Origin of the sequence: Leucobacter chromiireducens subsp. solipictus (assembly GCF_016758195.1) — a bacterium.
Lineage (GTDB): Bacteria > Actinomycetota > Actinomycetes > Actinomycetales > Microbacteriaceae > Leucobacter > Leucobacter solipictus.
This window is the reverse complement of the sequence record NZ_QYAC01000003.1, coordinates 107,246-134,244: the sequence shown is the minus strand read 5'-3', so window position 1 is coordinate 134,244 and position 26,999 is coordinate 107,246. Positions and strand designations below refer to the sequence as shown.

24 protein-coding genes are annotated in these 26,999 nt (G+C 69.5%); 7 read left to right on the top strand and 17 right to left on the bottom strand.

Annotated features, from left to right (window positions below; genetic code table 11):
* Window positions 1–87 precede the first annotated feature (87 nt).
* The 3 genes from D3230_RS06435 to D3230_RS06425 are packed head-to-tail and all read left to right on the top strand — an operon-like array spanning window position 88 to window position 5,605.
* Complete coding sequence (locus D3230_RS06435) at window positions 88–2,757, top strand: YhgE/Pip domain-containing protein (RefSeq protein ID WP_237467161.1); 2,670 nt, start codon at window positions 88–90, stop codon at window positions 2,755–2,757.
* The gene (locus tag D3230_RS06430; protein ID WP_202344210.1) at window positions 2,754–4,940 is read left to right on the top strand and encodes a YhgE/Pip domain-containing protein; all 2,187 of its coding nucleotides are present in this window, start codon (window positions 2,754–2,756) and stop codon (window positions 4,938–4,940) included. Before D3230_RS06435 ends, D3230_RS06430 begins: the two co-directional genes overlap by 4 nt.
* 11 nt (window positions 4,941–4,951) lie before the next feature.
* Window positions 4,952–5,605 carry a TetR/AcrR family transcriptional regulator gene (locus D3230_RS06425; protein ID WP_202344209.1) on the top strand — a complete coding sequence of 218 codons (654 nt, stop codon included), beginning with the start codon at window positions 4,952–4,954 and terminating at the stop codon, window positions 5,603–5,605.
* On the opposite strand, the gene D3230_RS06420 is transcribed toward D3230_RS06425, so the two are convergent.
* The gene (locus D3230_RS06420; protein WP_202344208.1) at window positions 5,571–7,067 is read right to left on the bottom strand and encodes a DHA2 family efflux MFS transporter permease subunit; all 1,497 of its coding nucleotides are present in this window, start codon (window positions 7,065–7,067) and stop codon (window positions 5,571–5,573) included. The two genes, D3230_RS06425 and D3230_RS06420, sit on opposite strands and share 35 nt — an antisense overlap.
* Window positions 7,068–7,200: 133 nt before the next feature.
* Between D3230_RS06420 and D3230_RS06415 the strand changes: the two genes are divergently transcribed.
* On the top strand, window positions 7,201–7,854 hold the full coding sequence (locus tag D3230_RS06415) for a TetR family transcriptional regulator (RefSeq protein WP_202344207.1): 654 nt from the start codon (window positions 7,201–7,203) through the stop codon (window positions 7,852–7,854).
* Complete coding sequence (locus tag D3230_RS06410) at window positions 7,851–9,179, top strand: NtaA/DmoA family FMN-dependent monooxygenase (protein WP_337249115.1); 1,329 nt, start codon at window positions 7,851–7,853, stop codon at window positions 9,177–9,179. The genes D3230_RS06415 and D3230_RS06410 overlap by 4 nt, the downstream gene beginning before the upstream one ends.
* Before the next feature lie 285 nt (window positions 9,180–9,464).
* Here D3230_RS06410 and D3230_RS06405 read toward each other — a convergent pair whose 3' ends face one another.
* The 4 genes from D3230_RS06405 to D3230_RS06390 all read right to left on the bottom strand — a co-directional run bounded on the left by D3230_RS06405 (window position 9,465) and on the right by D3230_RS06390 (window position 14,216).
* Complete coding sequence (locus D3230_RS06405; RefSeq protein ID WP_202344206.1) at window positions 9,465–10,940, bottom strand: PepSY-associated TM helix domain-containing protein; 1,476 nt, start codon at window positions 10,938–10,940, stop codon at window positions 9,465–9,467.
* A gap of 8 nt (window positions 10,941–10,948) precedes the next feature.
* Complete coding sequence (locus D3230_RS06400; RefSeq protein ID WP_202344205.1) at window positions 10,949–11,527, bottom strand: copper chaperone PCu(A)C; 579 nt, start codon at window positions 11,525–11,527, stop codon at window positions 10,949–10,951.
* A 171-nt stretch (window positions 11,528–11,698) separates the two neighbouring features.
* On the bottom strand, window positions 11,699–12,337 hold the full coding sequence (locus D3230_RS06395; protein WP_202344204.1) for a hypothetical protein: 639 nt from the start codon (window positions 12,335–12,337) through the stop codon (window positions 11,699–11,701).
* Between the two features lie 652 nt (window positions 12,338–12,989).
* Entirely contained in the window at window positions 12,990–14,216 is a 1,227-nt protein-coding gene (locus tag D3230_RS06390; RefSeq protein ID WP_202344203.1) for a serine hydrolase domain-containing protein, read from the bottom strand.
* 131 nt (window positions 14,217–14,347) lie between these two features.
* Here D3230_RS06390 and D3230_RS06385 point away from each other — a divergent pair, with 131 nt between their 5' ends.
* Complete coding sequence (locus tag D3230_RS06385; RefSeq protein WP_337249114.1) at window positions 14,348–14,737, top strand: HNH endonuclease; 390 nt, start codon at window positions 14,348–14,350, stop codon at window positions 14,735–14,737.
* A 100-nt stretch (window positions 14,738–14,837) separates the two neighbouring features.
* Window positions 14,838–15,245: an SRPBCC family protein gene (locus tag D3230_RS06380; protein WP_202344201.1), complete on the top strand. Its 408-nt coding sequence runs from the start codon at window positions 14,838–14,840 to the stop codon at window positions 15,243–15,245.
* A gap of 27 nt (window positions 15,246–15,272) precedes the next feature.
* On the opposite strand, the gene D3230_RS06375 is transcribed toward D3230_RS06380, so the two are convergent.
* From D3230_RS06375 to D3230_RS06320, 12 genes are all read right to left on the bottom strand, one after another.
* The gene (locus D3230_RS06375) at window positions 15,273–15,917 is read right to left on the bottom strand and encodes a TetR family transcriptional regulator (RefSeq protein WP_202344200.1); all 645 of its coding nucleotides are present in this window, start codon (window positions 15,915–15,917) and stop codon (window positions 15,273–15,275) included.
* 66 nt (window positions 15,918–15,983) lie between these two features.
* A complete protein-coding gene (locus tag D3230_RS06370) occupies window positions 15,984–16,400 on the bottom strand; it encodes a DUF3788 family protein (RefSeq protein ID WP_202344199.1) in 417 nt (138 codons plus the stop codon).
* A 214-nt stretch (window positions 16,401–16,614) separates the two neighbouring features.
* Entirely contained in the window at window positions 16,615–18,417 is a 1,803-nt protein-coding gene (locus D3230_RS16350; protein ID WP_202344198.1) for an Ig-like domain repeat protein, read from the bottom strand.
* Between the two features lie 504 nt (window positions 18,418–18,921).
* On the bottom strand, window positions 18,922–19,563 hold the full coding sequence (locus tag D3230_RS06360) for a hypothetical protein (protein ID WP_202344197.1): 642 nt from the start codon (window positions 19,561–19,563) through the stop codon (window positions 18,922–18,924).
* An 8-nt stretch (window positions 19,564–19,571) separates the two neighbouring features.
* Window positions 19,572–20,399 carry an aminoglycoside adenylyltransferase domain-containing protein gene (locus tag D3230_RS06355; RefSeq protein ID WP_202344196.1) on the bottom strand — a complete coding sequence of 276 codons (828 nt, stop codon included), beginning with the start codon at window positions 20,397–20,399 and terminating at the stop codon, window positions 19,572–19,574.
* Window positions 20,396–20,860: a GNAT family N-acetyltransferase gene (locus D3230_RS06350; RefSeq protein ID WP_202344195.1), complete on the bottom strand. Its 465-nt coding sequence runs from the start codon at window positions 20,858–20,860 to the stop codon at window positions 20,396–20,398. Before D3230_RS06350 ends, D3230_RS06355 begins: the two co-directional genes overlap by 4 nt.
* Before the next feature lie 82 nt (window positions 20,861–20,942).
* Window positions 20,943–21,386: a DUF7832 domain-containing protein gene (locus D3230_RS06345; RefSeq protein ID WP_202344194.1), complete on the bottom strand. Its 444-nt coding sequence runs from the start codon at window positions 21,384–21,386 to the stop codon at window positions 20,943–20,945.
* Between the two features lie 147 nt (window positions 21,387–21,533).
* Entirely contained in the window at window positions 21,534–22,562 is a 1,029-nt protein-coding gene (locus tag D3230_RS06340) for a LacI family DNA-binding transcriptional regulator (RefSeq protein ID WP_202344193.1), read from the bottom strand.
* Between the two features lie 5 nt (window positions 22,563–22,567).
* Entirely contained in the window at window positions 22,568–22,864 is a 297-nt protein-coding gene (locus D3230_RS06335) for a muconolactone Delta-isomerase (protein WP_202344192.1), read from the bottom strand.
* A complete protein-coding gene (locus tag D3230_RS06330) occupies window positions 22,861–24,435 on the bottom strand; it encodes an FAD-dependent oxidoreductase (RefSeq protein ID WP_202344191.1) in 1,575 nt (524 codons plus the stop codon). Before D3230_RS06330 ends, D3230_RS06335 begins: the two co-directional genes overlap by 4 nt.
* Window positions 24,432–25,460: a membrane dipeptidase gene (locus D3230_RS06325; RefSeq protein ID WP_202344190.1), complete on the bottom strand. Its 1,029-nt coding sequence runs from the start codon at window positions 25,458–25,460 to the stop codon at window positions 24,432–24,434. The genes D3230_RS06330 and D3230_RS06325 overlap by 4 nt, the downstream gene beginning before the upstream one ends.
* On the bottom strand, window positions 25,457–26,971 hold the full coding sequence (locus D3230_RS06320; RefSeq protein WP_202344189.1) for an aldehyde dehydrogenase family protein: 1,515 nt from the start codon (window positions 26,969–26,971) through the stop codon (window positions 25,457–25,459). Before D3230_RS06320 ends, D3230_RS06325 begins: the two co-directional genes overlap by 4 nt.
* Window positions 26,972–26,999 lie beyond the last annotated feature (28 nt).

Sequence of the window (26,999 nt, the reverse complement as noted above, 5' to 3'; positions counted from 1 at the left end):
CAATTTCCGAAATAACTTGCACACTCGTGTGCAAGTTATTAGTGTCGTTGTGTGAGACACAGCTGGCAGGTATTCAAACGGGACGTGATGAGGCTGGTCCGCGTCCGAAAGACGTGGGTCATCGTTATCGGGATCCTCGTCACGCCCGCACTCTACGCCTGGTTCAACATCAACGCGTTCTGGGACCCCTACGCGAACACCTCGAACATCACGATCGCGGTCGCAAACCTCGACGAGGGCGCCGAATCCGAGCTGACCGGCGAGGTCAACATCGGCGAGCAGGTCGTTGAGCAACTCCGCGAGAACGACCAACTGGGCTGGAAGTTCATGGCGGAAGGGGCCGCACACACCGCGGTGAAGCGCGGCGACGCCTACGCCGCCATCGTGATCCCCGCGGACTTCAGCGCGGACCTCCTGAGCATGACCACGGGCGAGTTCACCCAACCCGCGCTGCAGTACTTCGTGAACGAGAAGGCGAGCGCGATCGCCCCGAAGATCACCGACGTGGGTGCCTCCACCCTCGACGCACAGATCACCACCGCGTTCAAGGAGCAGGTGGCCGAGGCCGCCACCGAGGCGGTGAAGGGCGCGGGCGACTCCGTCGAACTCAAGCTCCTGAACGCCCGCACCAACTCGCTGAACGCCTTCGATCGCACCACGAAGGAACTCACGGAGGCCCGCGCGAGTATCGCGAAACTCCAGGAGGGCATCGAAGACTCCCGCGGGGGCCTCACCTCTGCGCGGACCACACTCGGGGATCTCGACGCCACGCTCGCGGACGTCAAGGTCGCCGTCGCGCAAGCCCAGTCGATCATCGCCGAAACACAGCAGCAGGTCGTCACATTCACGGACGCCGCGAGCTCCGCGTACCTCACGGGCACCACGCTGCTCGCCGACGCGACCGCCTCCGCGCACACCTCCGTCACCGAGCTCACCCACAGCCTGGACCAGCTCGGATCCCGCGCCGATTCGTCGATCGCCGCGATCACGGCGGTCGTCGAAGCGAACGAGGCCACGATCGCCCAGCTGCAGACGCTCCTCGCGACCTCCGGCCTCAGCCCCGAGACGTCCGCCCAGCTGCAGTCCGCGCTCGACGGCCTGCAGGCACAGAACGCCGCCCATCAGACCACCCTGCAAGATCTCACGGCCCTGAACACCAGCGCCGGCGACGCCGCCCAGTCGATCCGGAACGCGAGCGGCGCCCTGAACGATGCGATGCAGGGCACCGCGGGGGCCGCGGGCGATATGCGCGCGATCATCACGAACACCGTGCCGGCCGTCAACGCCGCCATGTCGCAGCTGTCGGCGAGCGCCGGTGCCTTCGGAGCGGCGATCGGGGCACAGCAGGCGACCCTCACGCAGGCGGACGAACTCCTCCGCGGGCTCGACACCCAGCTGGTATCGACGTCGGCGGCTGTCGGAAACTTCGATTCCGACCTCGCGAACATCGCGACGGGAGTGAAGAACACCCGCGCCGACGTCCTCGCGCTCGGATCGGCCTCGGAGTGGAACACGCTCCAGACGGTGACCGGTCTCGATCCCGCGCAGATTTCACAGTTCATCGCGACGCCCGTCACGGTGAACGAGCGGGCGCTGTACCCGATCGAGAACTACGGCTCGGCGATGGCGGCGCTCTTCACGAACCTGTCGCTGTGGATCGGCGCGTTTGTGCTGATGGTGATCTTCAAGGTGGAGGTCGACACCGAGGGGATCCCGGGCCTCACGGTGCGCCAGGCGTACCTGGGGCGGTTCATGCTGCTCGGCACGCTCGCGATGCTCCAGGCGCTCATCGTCTGTCTCGGCAACCTCGTGATCGGCATTCAGACGGCGAGCGCGCTCGCGTACGTGGGGACCGGCCTCTTCACGGCGCTGGTCTACGTCAGCATCATCTACGCGCTCTCGGTCGCGTTCGGCCACATCGGCCGCGGCCTCTGCGTGCTGCTCGTGATCATGCAGATCCCCGGGGCCTCGGGCCTCTACCCGATCGAGCTCATGCCCGGCTTCTTCCGCACGATCTACCCGCTGCTCCCCTTCTCCTACGGCATCGACGCGATGCGGGAGACGATCGCGGGATTCACCGGCGGTCACTACTGGCGCTTCGTCGGCGTGCTCGCGCTCATGGGGACGGTCGCGTTCCTCCTCGGCATGATCCTGCGCCGCCGCCTCGCGAACTTCAATCTGCTGTTCAACCGGCAGATCGCGGCGACCGATCTGCTGATCGGAGAGAAGGTGCAGGTCGTCGGTTCGGGCTACCGCCTGCCCGACGTGATCCACGCGCTCCGCAACCGCGGCGAGTACCGCGCGGACCTGGAGCGCCGCGCCCAACCCTTCACCCAGCACTATCCCGCGTTGCTGCGCGGCACCCTCATCATCGGTGCGCTCGGGCTCGTGGCGCTCGCGGTCATCGCCTGGGCGCTCCCCGGCGGAAAAGCACCGCTGCTCGGGGTCTGGGTGCTCTGGTGCCTGCTCATCATGGGGTTCCTCGTGGTCGTCGAATACATCCGCCAGAGCTTCGCGAGCGCCCAGGAAGTCGGCAACCTCGAGGATTCGGAGCTGCGCACGGCCATGCTCGCCGAGCGCACGGAGCTGCACGAATCCGTGGCGACGACGCAGGTCGCTGCGCCGGATCACGGTGCCGCGCCGGATCACGGTGCCGCGCCGGATCACGGTGCAGTGCCCGATCCCGATCCCGATCCCGATGCCCCGACCCGCCGTCTGCCCCGCACTGACCCCACGATGGGAGGCCCGCGCGCATGAGCGCCATGCTGCGACTGACCCGCCGCGACGTGCGGCACGCCACCCGGAACGTCATGGCGTCGATCGTCATCTTCGGGCTCGTCATCATCCCGTCCCTGTTCACCTGGTTCAACGTGATCGCCAGCTGGGATCCCTTCGCGAACACCAGCCGTCTGAAGGTGGCCGTGGCGAGCACCGACACGGGGTACCAGAGCGAGCTGATGCCCATCACGCTCAACGTCGGCGAGCAGGTGCTCTCCGCGCTGCGCGCGAACGAGCAGCTCGACTGGGTGATCACCTCCGAGGAGGACGCGATCGACGGCGCCCGCTCGGGCGACTACTACGCGTCGATCGTGCTCCCGCCCTCGTTCAGCACCGACATGATGACGTTCTACGCCGACGGCGCGGACCGCACCAGCATCGACTTCTACACGAACGAGAAGAAGAACGCGCTCGCCCCGAAGATCACCGAGCAGGGGGCCGAGGGGGTGTCCGCGCAGATCAGCGAGGCCTTCACGGTGACCCTCGGGGACGTGGCGCTCGGGCTCATTACCTCCGTTTCCGACTACCTCACCGATGATCAGACCCAGGCCGCGCTCACCCGCGTCGAGTCGCGCGTCGGCAACATCGGCACCCAACTACGGGCCAGCGCCCGCACCGCCGATACGCTCACGGCACTCGTGGATTCCAGCCTGCCACTCGTCGACAGCGCCGAATCGCTCGTCTCCACCGCGGGCGGCGCGTTCTCCGATACCTCCGCCGCAGTGGGGAGCGGTGCCACCGCGGCCGAAGAGCTCAAGCGCACCCTCCAGGATGCCACCGGGGCTCTGAGCTCCGCCCTTGCCGCCACGGCCGGGAGCTACGACGCGGTCGGCGCACGCATCGACGAGCTGTTCGCCAGCGCCGACGCCACCGGCGCGAACCAGGCGCAGCTGCTCCGATCCCTCGCGGACGGCGTCCAGCAGCAGATCGACCAGACCACGGCGCTGCGGGATCGCCTCGCCGCCGACGTCGCGCCCGCCCTCCCCGAGGCGGCGCAGGCCGATCTCACCCGGGTGCTCAGCCGGCTCGATGACGCGATCTCGCGCCAGGAGGGCGTGCGCGACCGTCTCACCCAGGCGGCGCAGGACATCACCGACGGCAGCGCGTCCTCGCAGCAGTCACGCCAGGGCATCGCCGACGCGATCGCCGGGGCGAAGGCCGCCGTCACCGACGCCCAGAACGCCTACGCAAACGGGCTGAAGCCGCAGCTCGACCAGCTCGCGGGCACCCTCGACGTGGTGAGCGCCGACATCGCGAAGATCCGTGGCGACCTCTCCGGGGCGGCGTCGAGCCTCTCCGGCGCGGGCGACTCGGTGCGGTCCGTGCTGAGCAGCGCGAGCGAGGCGACGCAGAAGCTCTCCACATCGCTCGGGAAAACCGCCGATACCTTCGGCGAACTGCAACGTGCGCTCGCACAGGCGGCTGACACGGGCGAGCTCTCGGAAGTCGCCGAGATCATCGGCTCGGATCCCGGCGTGCTCGCGACCTCGCTCGCCGAGCCGCTCCGGGTGGACCGCACCGCCGTGTTCCCGATCGCGGGCTTCGGGGCCGGCATGGCCCCGCTCTACACCGTGCTCGCGCTCTGGGTCGGGGCGCTCCTAATGACCGTGACGATCCGGGTGGACGTCACCCCGGAAATGCTGCCCGGCGAACCGGAGCTGACCCCCACGCAGAAGTACCTGGGGCGCTATGGGATCTTCGCGCTCGTCGGACTCGCCCAGAGCACGCTGGTGACCGCGGGCCTCGTGCTGTTCGTGCAGATCGAACCGGCGCACCCGCTGCTCATGATCCTCGCGGGCTGGGTGATCTCCCTGGTGTTTACCCTGATCATCTACACCTTCGTGGTGGCGTTCGGGAACGCGGGCAAGGCGCTCGCGGTGCTGCTACTCGTGATCCAGATCTCCGGATCCGGCGGGGCCTACCCGCTGCAGCTGCTGCCCGTCTGGTTCCAGAACATCAGCCCGTTCCTGCCCGCGACCTACGCGATCGACGCGCTGCGGGCCGCCGTCGCGGGCATCTATGCAGCGGATTACTGGGTCGCGCTCGGTACGCTCGCCCTGTTCACCATTCCGGCGCTGCTGCTCGGGCTGGTGCTGCGCCGCCCCCTCATGTCGTTCAATCGGGGGCTCATGGACGCCCTCGAGTCGAGCAAGTTGATGTAGGACGGAGCCGCATGTCTACCCACGCCCCCCGAGAACGCCCGGCCGCGAACCTCCCGCCCCGCGCGCGGCGGCGCGACGCCACCGCGAACCGGGAGACCCTGCTGTGGGCGGCGCAGGCGGCGCTCGCGGAACAACCGACCGCCTCGCTCGACGCAATCGCCCAGGCCGCGGGCCTCACGCGGCGCGCGCTCTACGGCCACTTCCCGGATCGCGACGCGCTCCTCCACGAGGTCATCACCGTCGGCGCGCGCCAGTTTCGTGAGATCGCGACCGCCGCAGCAGACCGCGATCCCCGTGTGGCCCTCGCACAGCTCGCGTCCCGGCTCTGGCACGCGGCCCAGGCGGTCCGCGCCTCCGCGCAGATCGCCACCAACCCCGCGTACGCCGAGGCGACCGCGCAGGCGCTCGAACCGCTGCGCGAGCGCCTGACCGTGCTCACCCAGCAGGGCGTCGGATCCGGCGCGTTCCGCCGCGACATGACGCCGGAGCTTCTGGCGTTCCTGATCGAGGAGACGGCCCGGGCAACGCTCCGCGAACGGCGCGTCGCCGAGACCGCCGGGGCCGAGACCGCGGTCAAGGTGATCCTCAGCATCGTGGGGCTCTCCTGGCAGGACCAGGGGGAGCTCCTCGCTACGCACCCCGAGGTGCTGAGCGACGCCCGATAAACGGGGCGCACGCGACACCGATCAGAGCGATGATCCCGGCGACCACAAACGCGGTCCGCACGCCCGCGGCCTCGCCCGCAGGGCCCGCGGCGCCGCTCAGCGCGGCACCCCAGGCGAGTCCGCCGACCATCGCGGCGATCCCCAACGCACCGGCGAGCTGCTGCATGGCGTTCACGATCGCGCTGCCGTGGCCGTACAGGCGCACGGGCACCCCGCTGAGCGCGTGGGTGAGCATCGGCGTCAGCACGAGCGACATGCCGATCGAGAACACAACGTGCATCGCGACGATCGTGGGGACCGTGGTCGCCGCGTCGATGGTCACCATCCACCACTCCGAGGCCGCCAGCAGCACCGTGCCCGGCACGACGAGCGGGAACGGCCCCACCGCGTCGTAGAGTCGCCCGACAAACGGCGAGAGCAGTCCCTGGGTGACCCCGCCGGGTAGCAGCATCAGGCCGGTCGCGAGCACGCTCATCCCGAGCACGGACTGGGCGAACATCGGGAGCACGATGACCGTGCCGAGCATGGTGCCCATCGCGATCATCACGAGCACCACGGAGAGCGCGAAGCTGCGCTCCCGGAACGGGCTGAGATCAAGCAGGGCGCGGCCCGAACCGCTGGCGACGAGCGCGCGCTGCCGGATCACGAACCAGACGAGCCCCGCGATGCCGACGACGCCGGAGATCAGGGGCACCAGCGATCCGTTCGCGAGATCCGACACCGTCGACGTCGCGGTGACCAGGCCGCCGAAGCCGAGCAGGCTGAGTACCACCGAGGGGAGATCGAGCGCGGCGCGGCCGCCGCCACCGATCCGGGGCATGAACGTCGCGCCGATCACCAGGGCCACGACCGCGATGGGCACCATGAAGCCGAACACCCAGCGCCAGCTGAACGCCTCGATCACGATCCCGGAGAGGGTCGGCCCCACGGCGGGGCCCACCGAGATGACGATCGAGTTCAGCCCCATCACGGTGCCGCGGTGCATCGGTGGCACCAGCGTCAGGGTCGTGGTCATGAGCAGCGGCATGACCATCGCGGTGCCCGCCGCCTGCAGCACGCGCGCAACCAGCACGACGGCGAAGCTCGGGGCGACCGCGGCGAGCACGGTGCCCACCAGGAACAGGGAGATCGCGACGAGGAAGAGGCGGCGCAGGGTGAAGCGCTGCAGCAGGAACCCCGTGGTCGGGATCACCACCGCCATCGTGAGGAGGAAGCCCGTGGTGAGCCACTGCACGGTCGTGGCGCTCACCCCGAAGTCGCGCATGAGCTGCGGCAGGGCGACGCTCAAGACCGTCTCGTTCAGGATCATCACGAACGCGGACACCGCGAGGATCGCAATGGCGGCGGTGATCGCCTTCGCGCTCAGAGCACGGGATGCCGGGGGTGCCGGGGGTGCCGGGGGTGCTGCGGCGGCGGGTACTACCGGGGTCGGGGCGGTCTGGGCGGAGGGGGAAGAACTCACTGCGACGGGGTCACTTTCACATCGGGGGCATACATCAGACGTTCATCTTGGCACACTGTGCCATCTTTTCGTAAGTGGGGCCACGCATCCGATAGATTCGTGAGCAACCGAGACCCGTGATCCAAGGAGTGCCGTGCCCACACGATCCGACGCCACACCCGCCGGAGCTCCGGACACCGAGGGGGTGCGGCAGCGCAACTACCGCGAGACGCACCAGCGAATCCACCTCGCCGCGCTCGCACTCGCGGAACGCGACGGCCTGCAGCACATGACCACGGCGCAGATCGCCGCCGACGCCGGGATCTCGCGCCGCACCTTCTTCCGCTACTTCTCCTGCAAGGAGCAGGCCGTGCTCCCCGGGCACCGCCGCTATCTCGACGCCCTCGCCGAGATCCCGCTCCCCCAGCCCGGGGCCGCCACCCCCGCCGACATCGTCGCCATCATCGACGCGGTCGGCGACCAGGTCCTGACGCTGGAGGGCGACCCCGAGCTCACCGTGCACCGCCGCGTCTCGGCCCTCCTCCACTCCGAGCCCGAACTGCGCGCCTACGGTGCCGCTCAGGACGCGGAGATCGCCGAGCGCATGGCCGAGCGCCTCACGGAGCGCTTCCCCGACGTCTCGCTCGCGGAGCTGACGCTCCTCACCGAGGTGGGGATCACGGCCTGGCGACACGGCTGGATCCGGTGGTCCGCGCAGGCCGAGGAGCCGGGGGCCGAAACCCCGGCCGAGAGCCACCGCGCCACGCGCGCGGCGCTCAGGCGCGCCTTCTGCGGGGGCACCGCGTGAGCGCGGGCCGCGCGCCGGACGCGCAGCTCCACCTCGTCGCCATGGTGAACCCGCCGACCAGTCAGTACGCGGAGAACTGGCGACACCCGCTCTCCCGCACCGACTGGCTCAGCGGCACCTTCTTCACCGATCTCGCGCGCACCCTGGAGCGCGGCTGCTTCGACATGATGTTCTTCGCCGACGCGCTCGCCGTCCCCGAGGACCGACACGGCGAGTACGCCACGACCCTTCGCACCGCGGGCAAGGGCAGCATCTACTTCGACCCGATCACCCTCGTTTCCCACGTCGCGGGGGCGACCACCCACCTCGGTCTCGGTGCCACCGTTTCCACGACCTTCGTGCCGCCCTACGCGATCGCCCGACAACTCCTTTCCGCGGACCACCTCTCGGGCGGCCGCGTCGCGTGGAACATCGTCACCTCCACGAGCAACGCGGAGGCGCGCAACATGGGGCAGCCGGGCATCGCCTCCCCCGCCGCGCGCTACGATCACGCCGACGCCGTCGTCGAAACGGTACGCGAGCTGTGGCGTTCGTGGCGGCCCGGCGCGCTCGTGCACGATCGCGTTCGCGGGGAGTTCGCGGACCCGGATCGCGTGCACCGCATCCCCGAGGGACTGCTCTCTCGCGGACCGCTCACCCTGCCGCGGAGCCCCCAGGGCGAGCCCGTGCTCATGCAGGCAGGGTCCTCGCCCCGCGGGCGCGCCTTCGCCGCACGGTGGGCGGAAATCGTCTTCGCGATCAGCGATTCGCCCGAGGAGATGCGCGCCATGCGCACCGAGCTCCGGGACCGCGCACGCCTCGACTACGGCCGCGATCCGGACACGATCCGGGTCCTCCAGGGCATCCAGCCGATCCTCGGCAGCACCGACGCCGCGGCACAGGCCACCCTCGCGGAGCTGCAGGCCGCCATCGACCTGCCCGAAGCGCTCACGAAGCTCGCCCGCCTCCTCCACGCCGACACGCTCGACCCGGCGGCCCCCGCGGTCGCGCTGCTCGACGCCCACCGCGGCGCGACCGGCAGCACCGGATTCGAGGACATGCTGCGCGCGGTGAGCGAGCGGCGCGGCTTTACCGTCGCGGATCTCGCCCGTGAGCAGGCAATGAACCAGCTCCACCCGCAACTTGTCGGCAGCCCGGAGGCCGTGGCGGACGAGCTCGAGCACCTCTTCCGCAGCGAGGCGGCCGACGGGTTCATCGTGTTCCCGGCGCTCTACCACTCCTCGTTCGAGGACTTCGTCTCCGGGGTGGTCCCGGAACTCCAGCGGCGCGGCGTTTTCCGCACGTCCTACGCGGGCACCACGCTGCGCGACCAGCTGCGGGCCTGACGCGGGACTTAGGCGGGGCGCGGGGCCCTGCGCGGGCGAAGGCACGGTGCGGGTGCCTGACGGGAGGCCTGAGCGCCGCAGCGGGCCTTGCGCGAGCCTCACGTGTGTCCCGTGCGGGCGAGGGCGCGGCGCCGGTGCGACAATTGCGCAGGAGATTCACGCGCCGAGCGCCGAGATCGGCAAAAATCTCCTGCGGAATCGTGAATCTCCGTTCTGTTCGACCCCGCGGAACCCCGCGGAACCCCGCCGGGGCGTAAGGCACGCCTCACGCCCCGGCGGGTCCTCCTAGCGCGCGCTCGCCGCGGCCCGGCGCTGCTGCACGAGGCCCACGATCGTGTCGACCACCACGAACCCGGCGAGCGTCCACCCGAGCACCGGGAGCATCACGCCGATCCCGATCGCGCCGAGCAGCACGAGCCCGATCCCCCACCAGGGGGCACCGCGCAGCGTGCCTCGCCGCGGCGGCCGGGCGAACTCCAGCGGCGAGGTCCGTGTGGGCCGGCGCCGCCACCACATGAGGTACCCGAGCACCACCAGCCCGGTGATGCCGACGGCGACCAAGAACAGCACGAGCTGATTCACGATCCCGAACAGCACCCCCATATGCAGGTCGATCCCCCACCGCGTCAGCTTCGCCAGCGGTGAGAACTCGCGGAAGTCCACGCGATCCACCACTTCCATGGTGCTGCCGTTGATGGCAACCGCGTCCGCCTCCGTCGGGAAGCTGGACTTGATCTCTTTCACCACCCAGGCCTGCCCGGGTGCCGCGGGAGGCGCGATTTCCACCTGTCCCGTGTTCACGTTGATGCGCTGCCCGATGGCGAGCATCGCGTCGAAGGTGTCGGGGTTCGCCTCGCCGCTCGGCGCGGACGCGGGCGCGCCGTGGCCGGCGTGCCCAGCGTGCTCATCGGCCGCCGCCACGTTTCCGTCGAGATTCGTGTCGACCCGCGGCGTGGTCCCGCCAAGCGCGGTGCGCACCGCCCCCACGTTGCCGCCGCCAAACTGCGACCAGGTGATACCGGTCACGGACAGGAACAGCGCGCCGAGCAGCACCCAGGCCCCAACGGAGGTGTGCCAGCTCAGCGATTTCCGGTAGCCGCGGTAGCGCCGGTTCGGCCGCACAAAGTCCTTCTTCGTGCGGGACTTCCGGATCCGCACCAGCCACAACCCGAATCCGGCAAGCGCGATGATCCCCAGCCAGGAGGCCGCGAGCTCGCTGTAGATCCGGCCGGCTTCACCCAGGTGCAGCGTGCGGTGCAGGCCCGACACCCAGGTGCGGAACGGCAGCTCCTCGTTCGAACTGTAGGAGAACAGGTCCCCGCGAATCTCCCCGGTTGCCGGGTCGACGAACACCGCGCGGGACACTCCCGCGTCGAGCGCAGGATCGGCGAACAGCACGCGGGTGGTGCGTCCCGATTCCGACGCGGGGCGCACGAGTGTGAGGGCCGCATCCGCTCCCGCATAGTCCTGCGCGGCGCGGATCTGGTCACCGAGTGACAGCTGGGTGTCGCTCGCGGGCGCACGGAGCGTCTCGGCGTACACGACCTGCTCGATCGTGGGCGTGAGCGCGTAGAGCCCACCCGATACCGCCGCGACCAGGATGAACGGGCCGACGAAGACGCCGGCGTAGAAGTGCAGCCGAAGCAGGAGCTGGGCGAACCAGCCGCGCTGAGGTCTCGCGGGCCGCGTCCCCGCGGACGGGGCGTGTGGGGCCGAGCCCGGGGCTGAAGCCGGGGCGGGCACAGACTGTGTCGAAGTCATGGCGCGACTCAGTGCTCGCCGTGCTCGCCGGCCGTGGCATCGCCGTGCTCGCCGGCGGTGGCGTCGCCACCGCCGCTCTCGTAGCTCTCGTTCGCGCCCGTGTAGTCCTTCACCAGCGCGTTCACCTCGGACGTCGAGCCGTCCGCGAACTCCAGGGTGAGGCGCAGTTCCTCACCCGCGGTGAGCGCTTCGGGCAAGTCCATCAGCATGATGTGGTTGCCGCCCGGTTCCAGGTCGAAGCGACCGTTCGCGGGGATCACAAAGCCGCCCTCGACCTCCCGCATCACCATCTGGCCGGACTCGTTCGGCACGGTCTCGTGCAGTTCGATCATGGTGGCCCCCGCGGAGCGGACCGACACGACGGTCACGTCGGTGGACGTCGTGTTCTGGAGCGCACCAAACGCGCCGGTCATCTCCCCGGCGTCGGCGGATTTGATCCACGCGTCGCTCAGGGTGACCGCGTGTGCCGCGCGCTCCACGGCGACGGTGTCGCCGGCGGCGCTCGATCCCGCGCTCGAGGCGCAGCCGGTGAGCGCGAGCAGCGCGACGCCGAGCGCGGCGGTCAGGGGGACGGTGCGTGATGTCATGTGTTTCATTGCGTGAACGCCTTTCAGGCAGTCGTGCGTGCGGCTCGGCGGAGTGTATCCGCGCAGGCCGACGCCCCGCCGCGGGCATGCCGCGGCGGCCAAAAAATAGGGATGCTGAAGGAGGGCAGGCGCGCGTCTTCCACCCGGGCCAACGCGATGACACGGATGGAATCAGTGAACGAGCCCGGCGCACACGGGCGGGCCGCGCCGGATCAGCACCGAGGCGCGCAGTTGCGCGAGCACGGTCCAGCCACGCGCGGGCGCGGGCTGCACCCGGGCCGGCGGGGGCACGGGCACGACGCGGAGTGGCGCCGAAAGTCGCCGATCGAGCCAGGCGGCGATTCGCTCGGCGAGGGCGCGGAGGCGGTGGATCGTGCGTTCACCGCGGTACAGGAACAGCACGGTGACGGCTGCGCCGATCGCGTGCGACGCCCACATTACGGTGTTGCCCTGAATCAGTTCCACGGTCTCACCCGAGATCGCGGGGAGGGCGAGTGCCAGTTGTCCGTGGTTCTGGTGCGGGCCGCCGCTCGGGACGCCCCCACCGCTCGACGGGGTGGCCCCCAGCACGAAGAGCGTGTGGAACAGGGCCTGGCTCGCCATGACCGAGATCGAGAGCCGGGTCAGCGACAGGGTACGACCCGCGAGCAGCACGCACACGAGGAGCGAGAGCAGGAGTGGGGCCACGATGCCGAGCGGGGCCGGCATCGCGCCGCCCGCCAGGACGTGAGAAAAAAGTGCCGCGTAGGTCGCGATCGCGGCCGCGCACGCGCCCCGCACCAGGTGCGGGAGGCGCGAGGCGGAGGTCATGCGCCCATTATCCCGCATCGCCGCCGGGCGTCACCGCGCGCTCGGCATTCCGCGCTCCCCCGTCGCGGGGGTCTGGGCCAGTCTCCAGCCGCGCCTGATCCGCCGCACCTGATCCGCCGCTCCAGCCAGCCGCGCCACCCACCAACACCACGGAGATCCACGGGCCACGGCCCCAAATCCCAAGAAAATCTCCTGCGCGTTCGTGAATCTCCTGCGCGTTCGTGAACCGTGCGAGGAGCACACCGCGGCAGAGACAAGCACCGGACGCGCGGCACAGCTCGGCCCCGGGTGCACTCAACTCAGCGCAGCGCCGCCCGGATCTACCCAGCCCAACCCAGCCCAGTTAGACCCGACATAGCCAGGCCAGGCATATCTAGTCCCAGTGCTGCCCCCGCAAGCACCGCGCGGCGCACGCTCACGAATACCACGGAGATTCACGGGCTACGGGCCTAAATCCCAAGAAAATCTCCTGCGCGTTCGTGAATCTCCTGCGCGTTCGTGAGCCGCGTGAGGGGCACACCGCGGCAGAGAGAGGCACCGCGCGGCGCACGCTCACCAACACCACGGAGATCCACGGGCCACGGGCCCAAATCCCAAGAAAATCTCCTGCACGTTCGTGAATCTCCGCCGCGTTCGTGAGCCGCGCGCCGCCTCACCCTCGATCGCGGACCACGGCGGCGAGCGCCCGGAACGCCTGATCCGCAGGGTGCGCGTGGTCCGGCAGATTCGACGCGTTCATGTACACCACGATGCTTGCCCCGGACCCGGGGTCGTGGAAGGTCGCCGCGGTAAAGCCGATCCCCTCGCCGTTGTGCCCCAGCCAGCCGTCCGTCTCACCCATGCCCACGGCGTAGAGGTCGTAGGGCGGCTTCTCGATCTGGTGCCCGATCTCCCGTAGCGCCTGCGTCTCGGATGTGACAAGCGCGCCGGATCCCAGGGTCTCGGCCCACACCCGCCCGTCGTCGAGCGTGGAGAACAGTGCGCCCGCCGCCCCGAGGATTGACGGGTTTTGGTCCTGGGGCGCGAGTTCCCCCGTGTCGGGGTCGGGCTGGTACCCCACGGGGTGTGGCGCCGTCCACTTGGCCACGTCGGTGATGTAGTGGGTGTCGCGCTGTTCGAGCGGGTCCAGGATGCGATCCTGCAACACGTCCGCGTAGGGTTGCCCGGTGACCTGTTCGATCACTGCCCCCAGCAGGTTCGTGTTGGCGTTCGTGTACACAAACTCGGTCCCCGGCGCGAATTGCGCGGGCTGGCCCACGACCCCGGCGTTGAGCTCGGCGAGCGAGTACACGTGCGCGGGATCCGCCGCGAACCTGGTCATGAACGCCTCGGTCACGTAGTCGGCGATCCCACTCGACATGTTGGCGAGCTGCAGCAGGGTGATCTCGTCGCCGTGGGTGACCCCATCCACGTATTGGTCGAGGGTGTCGTCGAGGCTGAGCGCCCCCTCGTCCGCGAGCTGGAGCAGCAGCGTCACGGTGTAGGACTTCGTGATGCTGCGGATCGGCCAGCTCATGTCCTCGGTCACCGCGGTGTCGCGCTCGGCGTCCGCGACCCCCACCGCCGTGGTCCAGGACCCCTCGTCCGGGATCCACACCCCGGCGGCGGCACCGGGCACGCCATACCGAGCCCGTGTCTGGTCGAGCGCCGCGTCCAGGGCGCGCTGCAGTTCCTCAGGGAGCGCCCCCGCGGGGGCTTCGGGGCGCTGGATCATGCTCGGACGCGCGGCCGATTCGTCGACGGCCGGATCGCCCGATCCGCCAGCGGCGCCACCGGCGCAGCCACTCAGCGCCACCCCACCCAGCGCGAGTCCCACGGCGGCGAGCGCCGCCCGGCGCCTGATCCGGCACCGCTGTCGAGTGATGATGCGGGTGTGCATGTCCCGGCTCCCTCGCCTCGCGGGACGAGCGATGCGGCGTTGGGCCGCAGCGGCACCCATCCCTGGTGAGAGTAATGGTGACACCGGTTCGGCGATCTGACAAGAGCCAGGTCTCGTGCCAGAGTGAGGGGGTGCCACCACGTCGCCGCAACTCCGCCACCCAGTCCGCGGCCACCCGCGCCCGCTATGCGCGCCGCCGCCGCACGCGGCTGTCTCGGGTCGACAACGATCTGACGGATGAGCAGTGGGCAATTCTGCTCGACGCGTGGGGGTGCTGCGCCTATTGTCAGGGCACCGGCCCCGCCCTGCAGCGGGATTGCGTGCAGCCCATATCTCGCGGGGGCCGCTACACGATCGGCAACGTCGTTCCCGCCTGCGCCTCGTGTAACGCGAGCAAGCACAATTCGGAGGTCACCTCCTGGCTGCGCCGCAAGAAGTTTGACGAGCGTGCGTTCCTGCTGCGCCACGCCACGATCCTGCAGCAGATCGTGCCGGATCAGGACGACTCCGAAGTCTCCTGAACCTGTGCTGCGGCCCGGCGGCGGGGTACGCTGTGGCTGCGGGGCACGAGCGCGCGGCACCCGGCGGCGCGCCGTGAGGGCGTCACGACGGGAGCGTCGCATGGCCGAGTACACCGCATTTCGGATGATGCTGGCACCCCGCGCGCGGGTCGCCGCGGTCCTCACGAACATCGCCGAGCTGGCGGAGTGGAACCCCGCGCTGCGGAGTGTGACCGCGCCGGATCGCGTCGCGACAACGGGCCGCGTGTATCGTGTCGCCACGCGAGTTCCGGGGCCCGCCACCCTCCGCTATGCCGAGATCGGCGCGGAGCGCATCGTGTGGACCCTCACGGTCGCCGGCGGTGCCGAGACCGGCGAGTGGCGGCTCCGCGACGCGGCGCTCCCCGACGGGCCAGCCACCCTGGTGACGCACACCATCCGGCACTCGGGGCCCCTGTTGCGGGCGCTGCACCGCGCGATGCGCCCGGTGCCCGCACGCCGTCTCGACCGGCTCGCCGCGCGCCTGTGAACCACGCCGTCACCGAGCACACGAACCTCACGATTCACGCGGGACCCGGGCCGGCGGGGCTGAGCCCGCGCCGGGCTCCGTGATGATCGCCGCAAGCCGAGCGCGGGCAGCGGTGTACGACGCGAGATCACCGTCGGTGCGCCCCGTGTCGGGAAACACCTCGGCGGCCACCGCAAGCGCGAGCGCGATCGTCAGTTCCGCCTCGTGCTCGGGTGGCTGATCGGGCAATCGGGCGTGATCCGGGCGCGTTTCAAGCCACTCGACCAGGATGCTGATCAGCCGATCACGGCTTTCTGCGTGCGTGGGTGAGACGGGCCGGATCGCACCCGCTTCACGGATGAACAGTGTGACGCGGTGTGGGCGAAGAGCGGCGGGCTCCGGACCGGACACCGACTCGTGCAGGATCCGGATCGTCGCGAGCACAAGGTCACTCGGGTGGGCGTGCAGCACGCGCGCTGCACCCGAGGGGTCGAAGGACAACGGGCCACCGTAGATTGCCCGGTCAAGCGAGGCGAAGTAATTGAAGAAGGTACTCCGCGACACCATGGCCGCCTCGCACACCCGGTCAACAGTGACCGTGTCCGCGCCGTTCGCGACCGCCATGGTGACGGCGGCGGTCTCGAGCTGCTCGTGTGTCCGTCGTCGTTTTCGCTCGCGCAGGCCCTCAGGCACGGTCGTGCCTTCCGGTCGAGGCCCACCCGTGGAGTGGGCGACTCCCGAGTGGGCTCCACCGCCGTGCTACCGCCAGGTTCCTTTCGCGCGCAGCAGCTCGAGCGCAAGCCCCGCGTCGGCAGCGGTGCGCAGTTCGAGCTGGACGGGGAGCATACGTCCGATCATGGGGACCTCTGCGACCCACGCGCACCCCGGGATTTCCGTGATCGGGTCCCGGTGGCGTTCCGCAAAATAGCAGGTGGCCGTGGCGTATCCCTCGCGAAGCGCAAGCCAGGCGAGGGTCTTCGTGCCGCGCTGCACGCGGCAGAGCCAACCGCCATCCGCGTAGTACTTCCAGGACGCTTGGGCGACCGGCTCGAGTTCCGCGCACCCCTGCAGCAGCAATTCCCAGGCGGGCATCGCGGGGCCGAGTAACCGTGCGATCCGCGCGGGCCCGGGTGGCCCGTCTGCCTTGCCGCCGGCCAGGTACGCGGTGAACTGCACGGTCTCCTCCTCGCGACGCGGGAGCACCACACGGGCCCGGCATCTCGCGATCCAGTATCGCAACCGCGCCGATCCGGAAGGCGGGCAATCGCGAGAATGCAGTATCGGAAGGTCGAGGATCCAGCGTTCCGCGGCCGCCCCTGCGACCGGCCGAGTCTCTCGCGGACGGAGACTCCGGGTTCGCAGCGCAGCGGCGGTCGCGGAACACGGTGGGCTAGCTCCGGCGCCGCGCGGACATGATCAGCGCGGCGGACCCGCCAAGAAGCGCGAGCCCTCCGAGCAGGAGCGGCGTGACTGCCGCGCCACCGGTCGTGGCGAGCGCCCCCGGGTGCGCGGTGGCCTGGCCGGGCTTCGCGTGGGGTTTCGGCTGGGTCGAGCCGTCGGGCGTGCCGCCATCATCCGGCCTGCCGTCATCGGGCGTGCCGCCATCATCCGGATGAGTGTCCGCGGTCACGGTGACCGCAACGGTCGCGGCGCTCCGCAACAGTTGCGGGGATCCGGGGGCAAAACGCAGCTCGACCTCGTGTGCGCCGACGGGGAGGCCGGCAAGGATCACCGTTCCCGTTCCGTCCTCGAGGGACACGGGATCACCGAGCGGCTTCGCTCCCAGGTACGCCTGGACCGTGCCAGCGGGAAGATCGATCGGCGCGTCGGAACGGTGCGCCGCCACTGCGGACCCGGTTTCGTCGCCGTCGCCGGATCCACCGTCGCCTGGTTCGCCGTGACCTGGTTCACCGTGACCTGGTTCGCCGTCGCCGGATCCACCGTCGTCAGTTCCGCCGTCGACGATCTGCGCCGTCACGTCCACCTGCGCGGGCCGCGTCGGAGTGCCACGCACTTCCGTGGCATGAGGGGTGAGGACCGTTTCCACCCCCAGGATCCGCAATGCGGCTGCAGTGCTCGAGGAGCCCGCAAAGCCGTCCGCTGGCACCAACCGCGCGGTCAGTTCGTGCTCACCGAGCATGAGTTCCGCGGGGTTCAACGTGGACACCGCGAGAGCCGTGCCCGGCGCCGTGTCGGCGTCCGTGCCCAGCTGAGCGGTGCGCACCACCTCGCCGTCAACCTGGAACTCGACGGTGCCGCGCGGAGCCGTTGCGCCATCCGCCGACTGCACCGTCGCCGTCAGCGCGACGGCACCGTCCGCGCGGATCTGCGGGGCGGAGAGTGAGAGCGCGGTGGTGGTGTCGATCACCTCACCCGCGAACGGCGAAAACGCCGAGGAGGAAGGCGCGTAGTTACCGCGGGTATCCCCCAGGTAGGCAACGCTGAGGGTGGTGGTGCCCCACGGTACGAGCACATCGTCGAACCGCACCGAGCCGTCGGCCGCAAGTTCGAGCGTCATCACCGGCGAGCCGTTTGCGAGCAGCGCCGCTGTTCCGTCGAGCCCCTCCAGATTGGGGGGTGGCTGGTCGGCGCTCACCCGCGCGGAGACGTCGATCGGGGCATCGATGGTGCCCGAGATGGGCGCGCTGGTGATCTCCGTCAGCGTGCTGATCTGCGCGACGCTGAACACCGCCGGATCACTCGCTGAGGCGAGGGCGTCGCCCGTTCCCGCGAACCGTGCCACCAATTCATGAGACCCCGCCCCGGGCGAAAAGATGAGCGGAACGAGCGTGCCGTACTTCCCGGATCCGAAATACAACAGCGGGCTCTGCCCGACTACGACGCCATCGAGCTCAAAGACCAGCGCTTCGCCGTTGAGCAGTGCGGGGCCGTCGAGGGAGACGAGTGCCGCGGCAACGAGATACTGCCCCACTCGGCTCGGGGTCGACTGGACGATGAGTTCCGTGTGCGTCACGACCCCTGCCGCGACTTCGGCGCTGGGGGTGCCCGGCTCGGTCTGCTGCGGGAGCGGAGTCGCGTGGGCGGCGCTTGCCGTGGCGAGCCCGGTACCGCCGAGGGCCAGCGTGGCCGCAAGCGCGAGGCCGAGGGTGCGACGGCGCGCGGGGCGCGACGATCGGGGCGAGAGCGGATCCGCAACGCTGTCGGATCGAAGACGGTGGTGTAATTTGTTCACAATCCAACATTAGACGACGTGCACCTGCGGTGTCACCTCATCCCCACACCCAGCTCCTCTCCAGGACAACCGTTGCTCGCGCGTCGGCCGCGGCTACCGCCGTGTTCTCGCACCGCAGCAGACGGGGAGTTCCGGTGATTGATCCGCACGGCGGCTGTGTGAGCCCAGACCACGCCGACACCTCGGTGTTTGCGCTGTGCGCCTCGGCCGCGTTCGAGGGTCTCGGCAACGCCCTCCTCGGCATGCCTCATCAGGCATTTGTTGCCCACGCCTCCCTCGCGGGCACGAAACCTCGGACACCGGCCGCGCCGCCGTATGACGCCCACGCTGCGACTGGATCCCCATCCCTATTCCGATAACGGGCACCGGCGACCGCGACGATCGCTTCGAACAGCGATGCGGACCATGCAGGACGAACGCTTCACTCAGCGCAACGCCCGCCTGATCCGGCCGCGCCCAGAGCTGTGCCTACCAGGTCCTCCGGCGCGGCGAACCGCGGGCTCCCTACTCCCCCGCGAGCGGCTGCCACTCCCAGTCCCGACCGTCCCCGCACGAGCGAATCACCGGGTCCACCCTGGGCTCCCCGCTCGTGTACTCCACGCCCGCACGCCAGGTTTCGGGCGCGAAGCCCGCGAGGTCCGGAGAGCTCTTGGCGTAGCTCGCGGTGAAGGCGCCCGGCGTCAGCTCCGCGGCCGTCTCCTGCGCGAACGCCATACCCACGGCGACGGTCCCGGTGGTGGTGAGCGCGCCCTGCGCGTACTCGGTGAACAGCATCACGGGAGCGGTGTCGGGCTCGGTCAGCACCAGCCGAAAGTTCACCCGGGCGGTGGGCGTCACCAGCGCCGGATCGAGGAACTCGCCCGTGAAGGTGACCTCGTAGGCGTCCGCGGTCTCCCGCACCTCGGCCGAATCGAGCGTGCCGAATTCGCCGCTGCTTGTCCCCTGGCCGGCCTCTCCCGAGGGGACGTTAGTGAAGTCGCAGCGCGCGTGCCCGGGTTCGACCACAACCCCCGCCTCCTGGGCGATCCGCGCTTCGGGGCTCGGCCCGTCCGATTGGGGCGCGGGGAGCGACAGCGGACTGCAGGCCGAGAGCGGCAGCAGCGCCGCAAGCAGGGAGAGAGCGGCGAGCGGACGGTGGCGAGTCATGTCTCCCATTACACCGCATCCGGGCGGGGCCGGGATGCCGCGGGCGAGAGCAGCGCGATGAGTTCCGCGGCGGTCTCCTCGGCGAACGCCCAGCCCGCGTTCGGATCTGCCCGCTCGGTACCCAGGTACTCGGCACTGGCTCGCTCGAGTACGGCCCGCGCCGAGGCGGAGAGCCGCGGCGCGGCGAGCGCTGCGGCAACCTCCTTGGACACGATCCGGCCCGTCTCGACGGTAACGAGGATGCGGGCGAGCGTGAGCAGCACGTTGCGCTCGTCCCCCGCCAGTTCGGTGCGGAGGTCTGGGGCCAGCGCCCGGGCCGCGGCACGCAGCTCAGCCTCCGGCACGGGGCGCAGCAGCTCGTCGAGCCGGGCCCCGAGCAGCCGCTGGTGCGCCTGCTGCGCGGCCGCGAGGAGGACGAGCACATCGGGGTCCTCCCGCGGCGCGGGAAGCTCCCCCGCCAGGAGTTCGGTGCGCGCCCACTCACCAAATTGGTAGTCGAGCCGTGGGGCGGGCAACGCCGGAAGCGGTTCCGTAATCGTGAGCACGGTGAGCTCGATCGGCCGGCGCGCCGCCACCTCCGGATAACTCGCTCGGTGTCCGCTCCAGCCGGAGAGCCCCAGCAGCATCTCGGTCACAGCGCGGCGCTCGGACGTACGCAGCGGATGGCGTGTGAGCAGCAGCAGGTCAATGTCGCTGTGCGGCCCGCCGGATCCCGCCGCCCATGATCCGGTAAGGAACAACCCGCGCAGATCCCCCGGGTTCTGCGCGGAAAGTCTTTCGGTGACAGCCTGCAGCACGCGGTCGCACGCCGGCCCAGCCGTGGGCGACTCGGTCACAGCGGCCGCCGGAACACCACGCGATCGAGCCCCGGGCCATCGTAGTCGCGGATCGGGGCGCTTACGCTGAAGCCCAGCGCCCGGTGGAAGGCGATCGAGCGCTCGTTGACCGGAGAGGTGATCGCTTTCGCCTCAGTGCAGCCACGCGAACGCATGTCTTCACAGAACCGCGCGTACAGGGTGCGCGCGAGTCCGCTGCGCCGGTGGGCCGGGTGCACTCCGGTGAAGTGGATGTAGGCCAGTGTGGGCTGGGCGGGGGACGGAAATCCCAAGACAAAACCCGCAAGCTCCTCCCCCTGCGTCTCCGCGATCAGGCTCGTGTTCGAGAAATGATCGAGGAACAGTCGGGTCAGGTCTCGGGACGCGGCTCGCCCCCACCACTCATCGATCACCGCGATGATCGCGTCGAAGTCGTCGGGACGAGCGCTGCGCAGACGGTACGTGGGCCGGGTCTCGGTCATGCCCTCCACGCTATGCGATCCTCGGCGTGGCGGCCATTCGGTGGCTGGGGCACCGAGGCCCGCGGTCACACACGCGGTGCGGTCACGACCCAGACGGGCCCGTGGCGTCGAGCCAGGCCCGGAACCGTGCGTCGATCCATGGTGCGATCCGCTGAAAGCTGCCCCAGGTGTCGGGGACCTCATAGATCGTGTCCCCCACGTCGTCGAATACGTCCACGTAGTCATCCAGATACGAGCCCGTTTCCCCGTCGTAGCCGGCGTGCGCGAAGGCGGTGCCCCGGGCGCTCAGCATCGCTTCGGACAGCGTGCCGCCGCAGTACTCGAGGAGCGCGCGTCCTGGGGTCGCCACGCGGCCGCGGAGCGCCTCACGCGCCGGACTCGGGAGCAGCAGACACTCCCCGTCCGGATCGCGGGCCTCAGCGAGCCAGGCGACAAACATCCCGATGTGCGTCGCCGCAGCATCCGGCGCGAGCCCCGCTGGAAACTCGCCGCCGGCATGCCATCGAACGTCGTCGATCGTCGCCATGGTCCTCCCTCCGGCCCCGGCACGCGCGCGCGTCGCGGTGCGTGGCCTGGTGCCGAGTCTCCCTCGCCCGGCTTGCCGGGGCGTGAACGCATCACGTCAGCTGGGTGAACGCACCGGGCGAGTGCAGTCGCCACGGTGCCCCAGGAGTCACTGCTCGCCCGATCCCCCCGTGGATTCCCGGTGCACGATCCGCCGCTGCAACTTCGCCGGATTTGGCATCCGTCGGCCATCAATGCCGGCCATAATCGCGGGAACCACCCGCTCAGCGACCGCATGCACGTCACCACTCACCGAAGACAATGACGGGACCACGTAGGGCAGCATATCCACGTCTCCGTAGCCGATCACCATCACGTCATTCGGCACGGAGAACCCCAGCTCGTGCACGGCTCGGCATGCCCCGAGCGCGAGTTCGTCGTTCACACAAAAGACAGTCCCGAACTGAGAGAGGGAAGCGGCGCGCGCCATCACCTCCCGGTACCCCGCGGCGTAATCCATCCCCGCGGTGAGTGTCACGAGCTCCGACCCCTCGAGCAATTCGGGGGCGGCACGGAGCGCTCGCTCCACGCCGATCCGGCGTTCCTCACTGAGGTACGAGGATGCGGCCTCACCCAGAAACAGGACCGGTTTCGCTCGCCGCTCGAGCAGCTCTTGGACCGCGTGCTCCGACGCGGTGACATCGTCGAACGCGACCGTCGTCCAGCCCGCGTCCGGCAGCTGCTGCCCGATCACCACAAGCGGCACGGTCTCGACCAACTGGTCCAGTGCGGCGCGCACGTCCGGTGCGTCGAGCCGATCACCGGTCGCGAGCACCATCCCGGCGAGACGGAGCCTCCTGGCACTCTCGGCGTGTTCGATCAACACCTCCTCCGAGTGTTCGAGGTCGTACACGATCGTCGTAAACCCCTGTGCGCGGATCGCCCGCCGGAGTTCCCGAATGAGTTTGACGTGCCACGGCTGCGAGATACTCGCGACCGCGATCCCGATCGCGTCGTTTCGCCCCTTGCGGAGACTCGCCGCGAACGCGTTCGGGGTGTAGCCCAAGCGCGCGATGACCTCTCGGACATGCGCTCGTGTCGCCTCGGTGACCGCTCCCGAGCCGTTCAGCACTCGAGAGACCGTTGCCGTCGAGACCCCGGCCTCCCGAGCGATGTCGACCACTCCCACTTGCTTCATGGATTTCAAGTGTAGACGGGGTCCACGGGGTGCTGCGCGAGCGAGTGAACGGTCACCGACATGTATGGCCAGACCGGCAGCGCGCTGATCACGCGGTGCAGTGCGGTTGCATCCGCCGCACGCCATAAGCCCCAGTTTTCCCGGCGCCCCGGCACCCGCCACATCCGCACCAGCGTGCCGGCCTGAGCAAGCTCCGCTGCCATCTGTCGTTCCTCTGCGGACACCCGCGCGATGGTCTCCTCGGAGAGATCCCGGGGCCAATCGATCTGAATGTTGACCAAGAACTCTTGCGTTTCGCTCATTGGGCGAACTCCTTCTGATTCGTGAGTAGGGACATCGCGGCGTTCCGTCCGGGCACACCGGTGACGTAGCCGCCAGGCCAGGTTCCGGCTCCGCCAAGCACCACGCCCGAGGCCTCCAGAGCCTCCGCAAAGGCGAGCCCGGGCCGTCCGTTCAGCATGTCAACGGGGAGCATGTCACCGTGGGTGATGTTGCTCCCGGTCAACCCGAACTCCGCTTCGATGTCGTGTGGTCCCAGCCATACGCGATCGACGATCCGGTCACGCAGGCCGGGGAAGGCCCGGTCAACCTGGGCGATGCATCGGTCCGCAAACTCGCGGCCGTGCTGTCGCCAGTACGCGGCACCGAGCGCGTGCGGAGCATGCCACACATTCAAGCTCATGAGATGCCGACCATGGGGGGCCACCACCGGGGAGGTGAGGCTCGGGACCAGGCCCCAGATGAGCGGGTTCTCCGACGGTAGACCCGCGATCCCGTCTTCGACGGCCCGGGTGATGTATCCCGGGTCCGGGCCGATCCGAAACTGCGCCGCGAAAAGGGTCTCCTGCGGCACGCCCGCCGGCGCGTGTGCGATTTCCGGTAGCCCATCGAGCGCGAGCGCGATCTTGAAGGCCGAGCCGGTCGGTGCCGCCGGCCGCTCGACATCCGAACGCCATGCGTTCGGCAGCAGCCCTGCCAGTTGCGAGGGCTCGAGTGTCACGATCACCGCATCCATGTCGGTGATGTGCTCCCCTGACTCGAGCTCAATCCCGGTGATGTCTTGGTCGTCGTTCATCGTCAACGCGCAGACCCGCGCGCTCGGCCGGAGCTCCACGCCGCGTGCGTGCGCCGAGGCGACCAATGCGTCAACGATCGCGGCCATCGAGCCGACGGGCAGCCCGACGGAGCCGCGAAGCGGGGCAGACGTGCTCCCCAGCGGATCGTGCGTCGCCGATGCGCGCGCGATCGGACGAAGCAACAGACCGAACGCGGACCCTGCCGCAGTGGGTGCCACGAGTTGACCGTTGAGCGCGAGCATCATCATCAGGCTCTTCACCTCGTCAGATTCCAGTGACTCATCCAACAGCTCGGTCAACGATCCGGCAATGAGGACCCGCTCGAATTCGTCGCGCCACGACGGGTCCAACCGCGCCAGCGTTTCCGCGAGTGAGCGCGGCCGCTGCCCGAACGTCACACCGGCCGCTGCCCCGAGCGCGTCGAGCCGCCCCACGAGTTGCCGGTGCCGACGGGACTCGCCGGGTGCGTAGCCATCCATCTGGCGTGCGACGGCTTCCGGGTCTCGCCACCCCACGAACAGGGACTCTCGCATGGGGTGGAGGAGCGTCACCTCGGGGCGCTCGAAGCGCAGCCCCCAACGGTGTAGCTCCAGCTCGTGCAGCACGGTCCCGTCGAACGAACCGGGCGAGTTCGTGATCGAGGCCGCGTAGCCGGGCAGATACTCGTACCGGCCGACCACCCCACCAAAGGACGCACGCGCTTCAAGGACCGTGACCTTCCAGCCCGCACGCGCCAGGTAGTTCGCGGCGACGAGCCCGTTGTGGCCGCCGCCCACGATGACCGCGTGCTGCGTCACTGCTGCGGCCGATCGAAGATCTCGCCGAATAGGCGGATCCAGTTTCCCCCGAGCACCCGATCGAGTTCGGTCGCGGAAAAGCCAGACTTCTCCATGGTGGAAACAAGCGACGGGAACGCTTCCGGGGACGAGAACCATGCGGGCCACTGCACAACGGGTGCCTGCTCGTCGATCGGCACCGGGCTTTCGCGCGCCCACCGCCCCATACGCCACCACTTGACGGCCTCAATCCCGTATCCGGTATAGAAGTCGGTACCCAGTGCGACGTGCTCGACCCCGAACTTATCGACGGTCCAGGAGATCATGTCCACGAATTCCTGCTCCGTCGTGCGGATGCCGTGCTTCAGCATCCGCACGTACGGGCTGAGTCCCACGACGCCGCCACGCTCCGTGAGCGCTTCGAGCACCGCTGTTGATTTCGGCCGCCGCCCCAGCTCCACGTCGGAGCCCACGAACTCGAGCGGATTCGCGTGGGTGACCGCGACCGGGGCGCTGCTCAGCGCAATCGTGTCGAGGCACGTGCGCTCGGAGCAGTGCGACAGATCGATCAGCATTCCCACGCGGTTCAGCTCGTCGACGAACTGGCGGCCCACGTGGGTCGATAGGCCGCTGTCTGCGTCCTCCCAGCACCCCGCGGCGATGCTGTTCTGCGTGTTATAGGTCAGCTGCACGATCCGCACGCCGAGGTCGTGGAATACCTGCACCAGCCGGATGTCGTCCTCAAGCGGAGCCGTGTTCTGAAATCCGAAGACGACGGCGGTTCGACCCGACGCTGCGATCGTCCTGATCTCCGCGGAGGTGCGCGCCAACGCCACCAGATCGGCGTTTTCCGCGAACAGATCGTTCCACTGCCCAATGACGCTCAACGTCTCGCGCGCGGTCTCCCACACCGCCAGGGTGACGTGAACGCATCCGACGCGCCCCCGCTGCCATTCGAGAAAGCGCTCTCGGGAGGGCTTACTGTATTCCAGGCAATCGACGATGATGGCCGGTGCCGACGAGTCCGACTCGACGATGGTATTCATGACGCGTTCTCCTCTGATGTGCGCTGTTCCTGTTCACCGATCCCGAACGGATCCGTGGCGTGGCCGCTCTCGACGACCACTGATTTCACCTGCTGGAACTCTCGGAGTCCCTCCACGCCGTTTTCTCGTCCGAGACCCGACTCCCGGTACCCGCCGAATGGTGTCTCCCAGTCCATGCCCCGGTAGCAGTTCACCCAGACGGTGCCGGCATGCAATCTCCGGGAGACCCGCTCGACGCGGCGCACGTCCGACGTCCAGAAGCCTGCGGCCAGGCCGTATCGGGAGTCGTTCGCGAGCGTGATCGCCTCGTCTTCGTCGCCGAACTCCCTGAGGGTGAGCACCGGACCGAATACCTCCTCATGCCAGACGGACTCCGTGCCGTGTGAGCTGCCGAGCACGGTCGGTTCAAACCAGAACCCGCCGCGCAGTTCCGCGGGGAGCGTGGACGGCCGCCCACCGCCGCACAGCACCTCGGCGCCCTCGGCGATCGCGGCATCCACCATCGCTTCGATCCGCTCGAGCTGCTGTGCCGTCGCGATCGGGCCGAGGTGCGACATCGAATCGCGGGGGTCCCCCACTCGCAACCGGCGTACCCGCGCGACGAGCGCGGCCCGGAACGGTGCCGCGATCGAACGCTGCACAAGCACGCGCGACCCCGCGACGCAGGTCTGGCCGGATCCGGAGAAGACGCCCTGCACAACCGCGGTCACGGCCTCCTCAATGTCTGCATCAGCGAACACCAGATGCGCGGATTTCCCTCCGGCTTCCGCGACGAATCGGCCGAGTCGGCCGCTCACGACACTGGCCACGTGCTTGGCTGCCGCGGTGCTCCCGGTGAAGGAAACCATGCCGACTGCGGGGTCGCTCACCAGGGCGCTGCCCACGTCTGCACCTCCCTGGAGCACGTGCACTGCGTCAGCGGGCAGGCCCGCGTCCCGGAGTATCGTCGCGAGGATCACGCTCGATCCCGGCGAGTTGACCGGTGGCTTCAGGACCACCGCGTTTCCGGCGGCGAGCGCTGGGGCGAGCTTCCATGTCGCGAGCGAGAATGCCCCGTTGAAGGGAGTGATCAGTCCGACGACCCCGACAGGCTCGTGGTCGATGCGGGTGCGCTTCGTCGGCGAGTTCTGAAAGTGTTCCTCTCGCAGCCCGCGCAGCAGTGCCGCGTAGTACTGCCACCACCGGCTCGCCGCCAGCACCTCGGCTCGCGTTGCCGCGATCGGCTTGCCATTGGCCCGAGACTCCAGCACCGCGAGCTCATCCGCCCGCGGCGCGATCCCGCGCGCGATTTCATCGAACAGATCTGCCCGCTCGGTGCGGGACCACCCGGCCCAACCCCCATCGTTGACGCAGCGCTGAGCGCTCGCGATCGCCTCAGCAACGTGGGCTGTGCTCCACTCGACGCGCCCCCATTCGGCCCCGGTCGCGGGGTCGATGAGCGCCTCACTCCTGTCTCCGGCGCGCGGCTCACCATCGATGACCGTCCCGAATCGTGTGTGTGCGTTGTGCACGTAATCTCCTCTTTCTCTCTCCGGAGCA

Excerpts from the sequence above, each read along its gene's own strand:
- D3230_RS06435 (WP_237467161.1), top strand. The coding sequence starts at position 88 with ATGAGGCTGGTCCGCGTCCGAAAGACGTGGGTCATCGTTATCGGGATC.
- D3230_RS06430 (WP_202344210.1), top strand. The coding sequence starts at position 2,754 with ATGAGCGCCATGCTGCGACTGACCCGCCGCGACGTGCGGCACGCCACC.
- D3230_RS06425 (WP_202344209.1), top strand. The coding sequence starts at position 4,952 with ATGTCTACCCACGCCCCCCGAGAACGCCCGGCCGCGAACCTCCCGCCC.
- D3230_RS06405 (WP_202344206.1), bottom strand. The coding sequence starts at position 10,940 with ATGACTTCGACACAGTCTGTGCCCGCCCCGGCTTCAGCCCCGGGCTCG.
- D3230_RS06400 (WP_202344205.1), bottom strand. The coding sequence starts at position 11,527 with ATGACATCACGCACCGTCCCCCTGACCGCCGCGCTCGGCGTCGCGCTG.
- D3230_RS06395 (WP_202344204.1), bottom strand. The coding sequence starts at position 12,337 with ATGACCTCCGCCTCGCGCCTCCCGCACCTGGTGCGGGGCGCGTGCGCG.
- D3230_RS06390 (WP_202344203.1), bottom strand. The coding sequence starts at position 14,216 with ATGCACACCCGCATCATCACTCGACAGCGGTGCCGGATCAGGCGCCGG.
- D3230_RS06380 (WP_202344201.1), top strand. The coding sequence starts at position 14,838 with ATGGCCGAGTACACCGCATTTCGGATGATGCTGGCACCCCGCGCGCGG.
- D3230_RS06360 (WP_202344197.1), bottom strand. The coding sequence starts at position 19,563 with ATGACTCGCCACCGTCCGCTCGCCGCTCTCTCCCTGCTTGCGGCGCTG.
- D3230_RS06350 (WP_202344195.1), bottom strand. The coding sequence starts at position 20,860 with ATGACCGAGACCCGGCCCACGTACCGTCTGCGCAGCGCTCGTCCCGAC.
- D3230_RS06345 (WP_202344194.1), bottom strand. The coding sequence starts at position 21,386 with ATGGCGACGATCGACGACGTTCGATGGCATGCCGGCGGCGAGTTTCCA.
- D3230_RS06340 (WP_202344193.1), bottom strand. The coding sequence starts at position 22,562 with ATGAAGCAAGTGGGAGTGGTCGACATCGCTCGGGAGGCCGGGGTCTCG.
- D3230_RS06335 (WP_202344192.1), bottom strand. The coding sequence starts at position 22,864 with ATGAGCGAAACGCAAGAGTTCTTGGTCAACATTCAGATCGATTGGCCC.
- D3230_RS06325 (WP_202344190.1), bottom strand. The coding sequence starts at position 25,460 with ATGAATACCATCGTCGAGTCGGACTCGTCGGCACCGGCCATCATCGTC.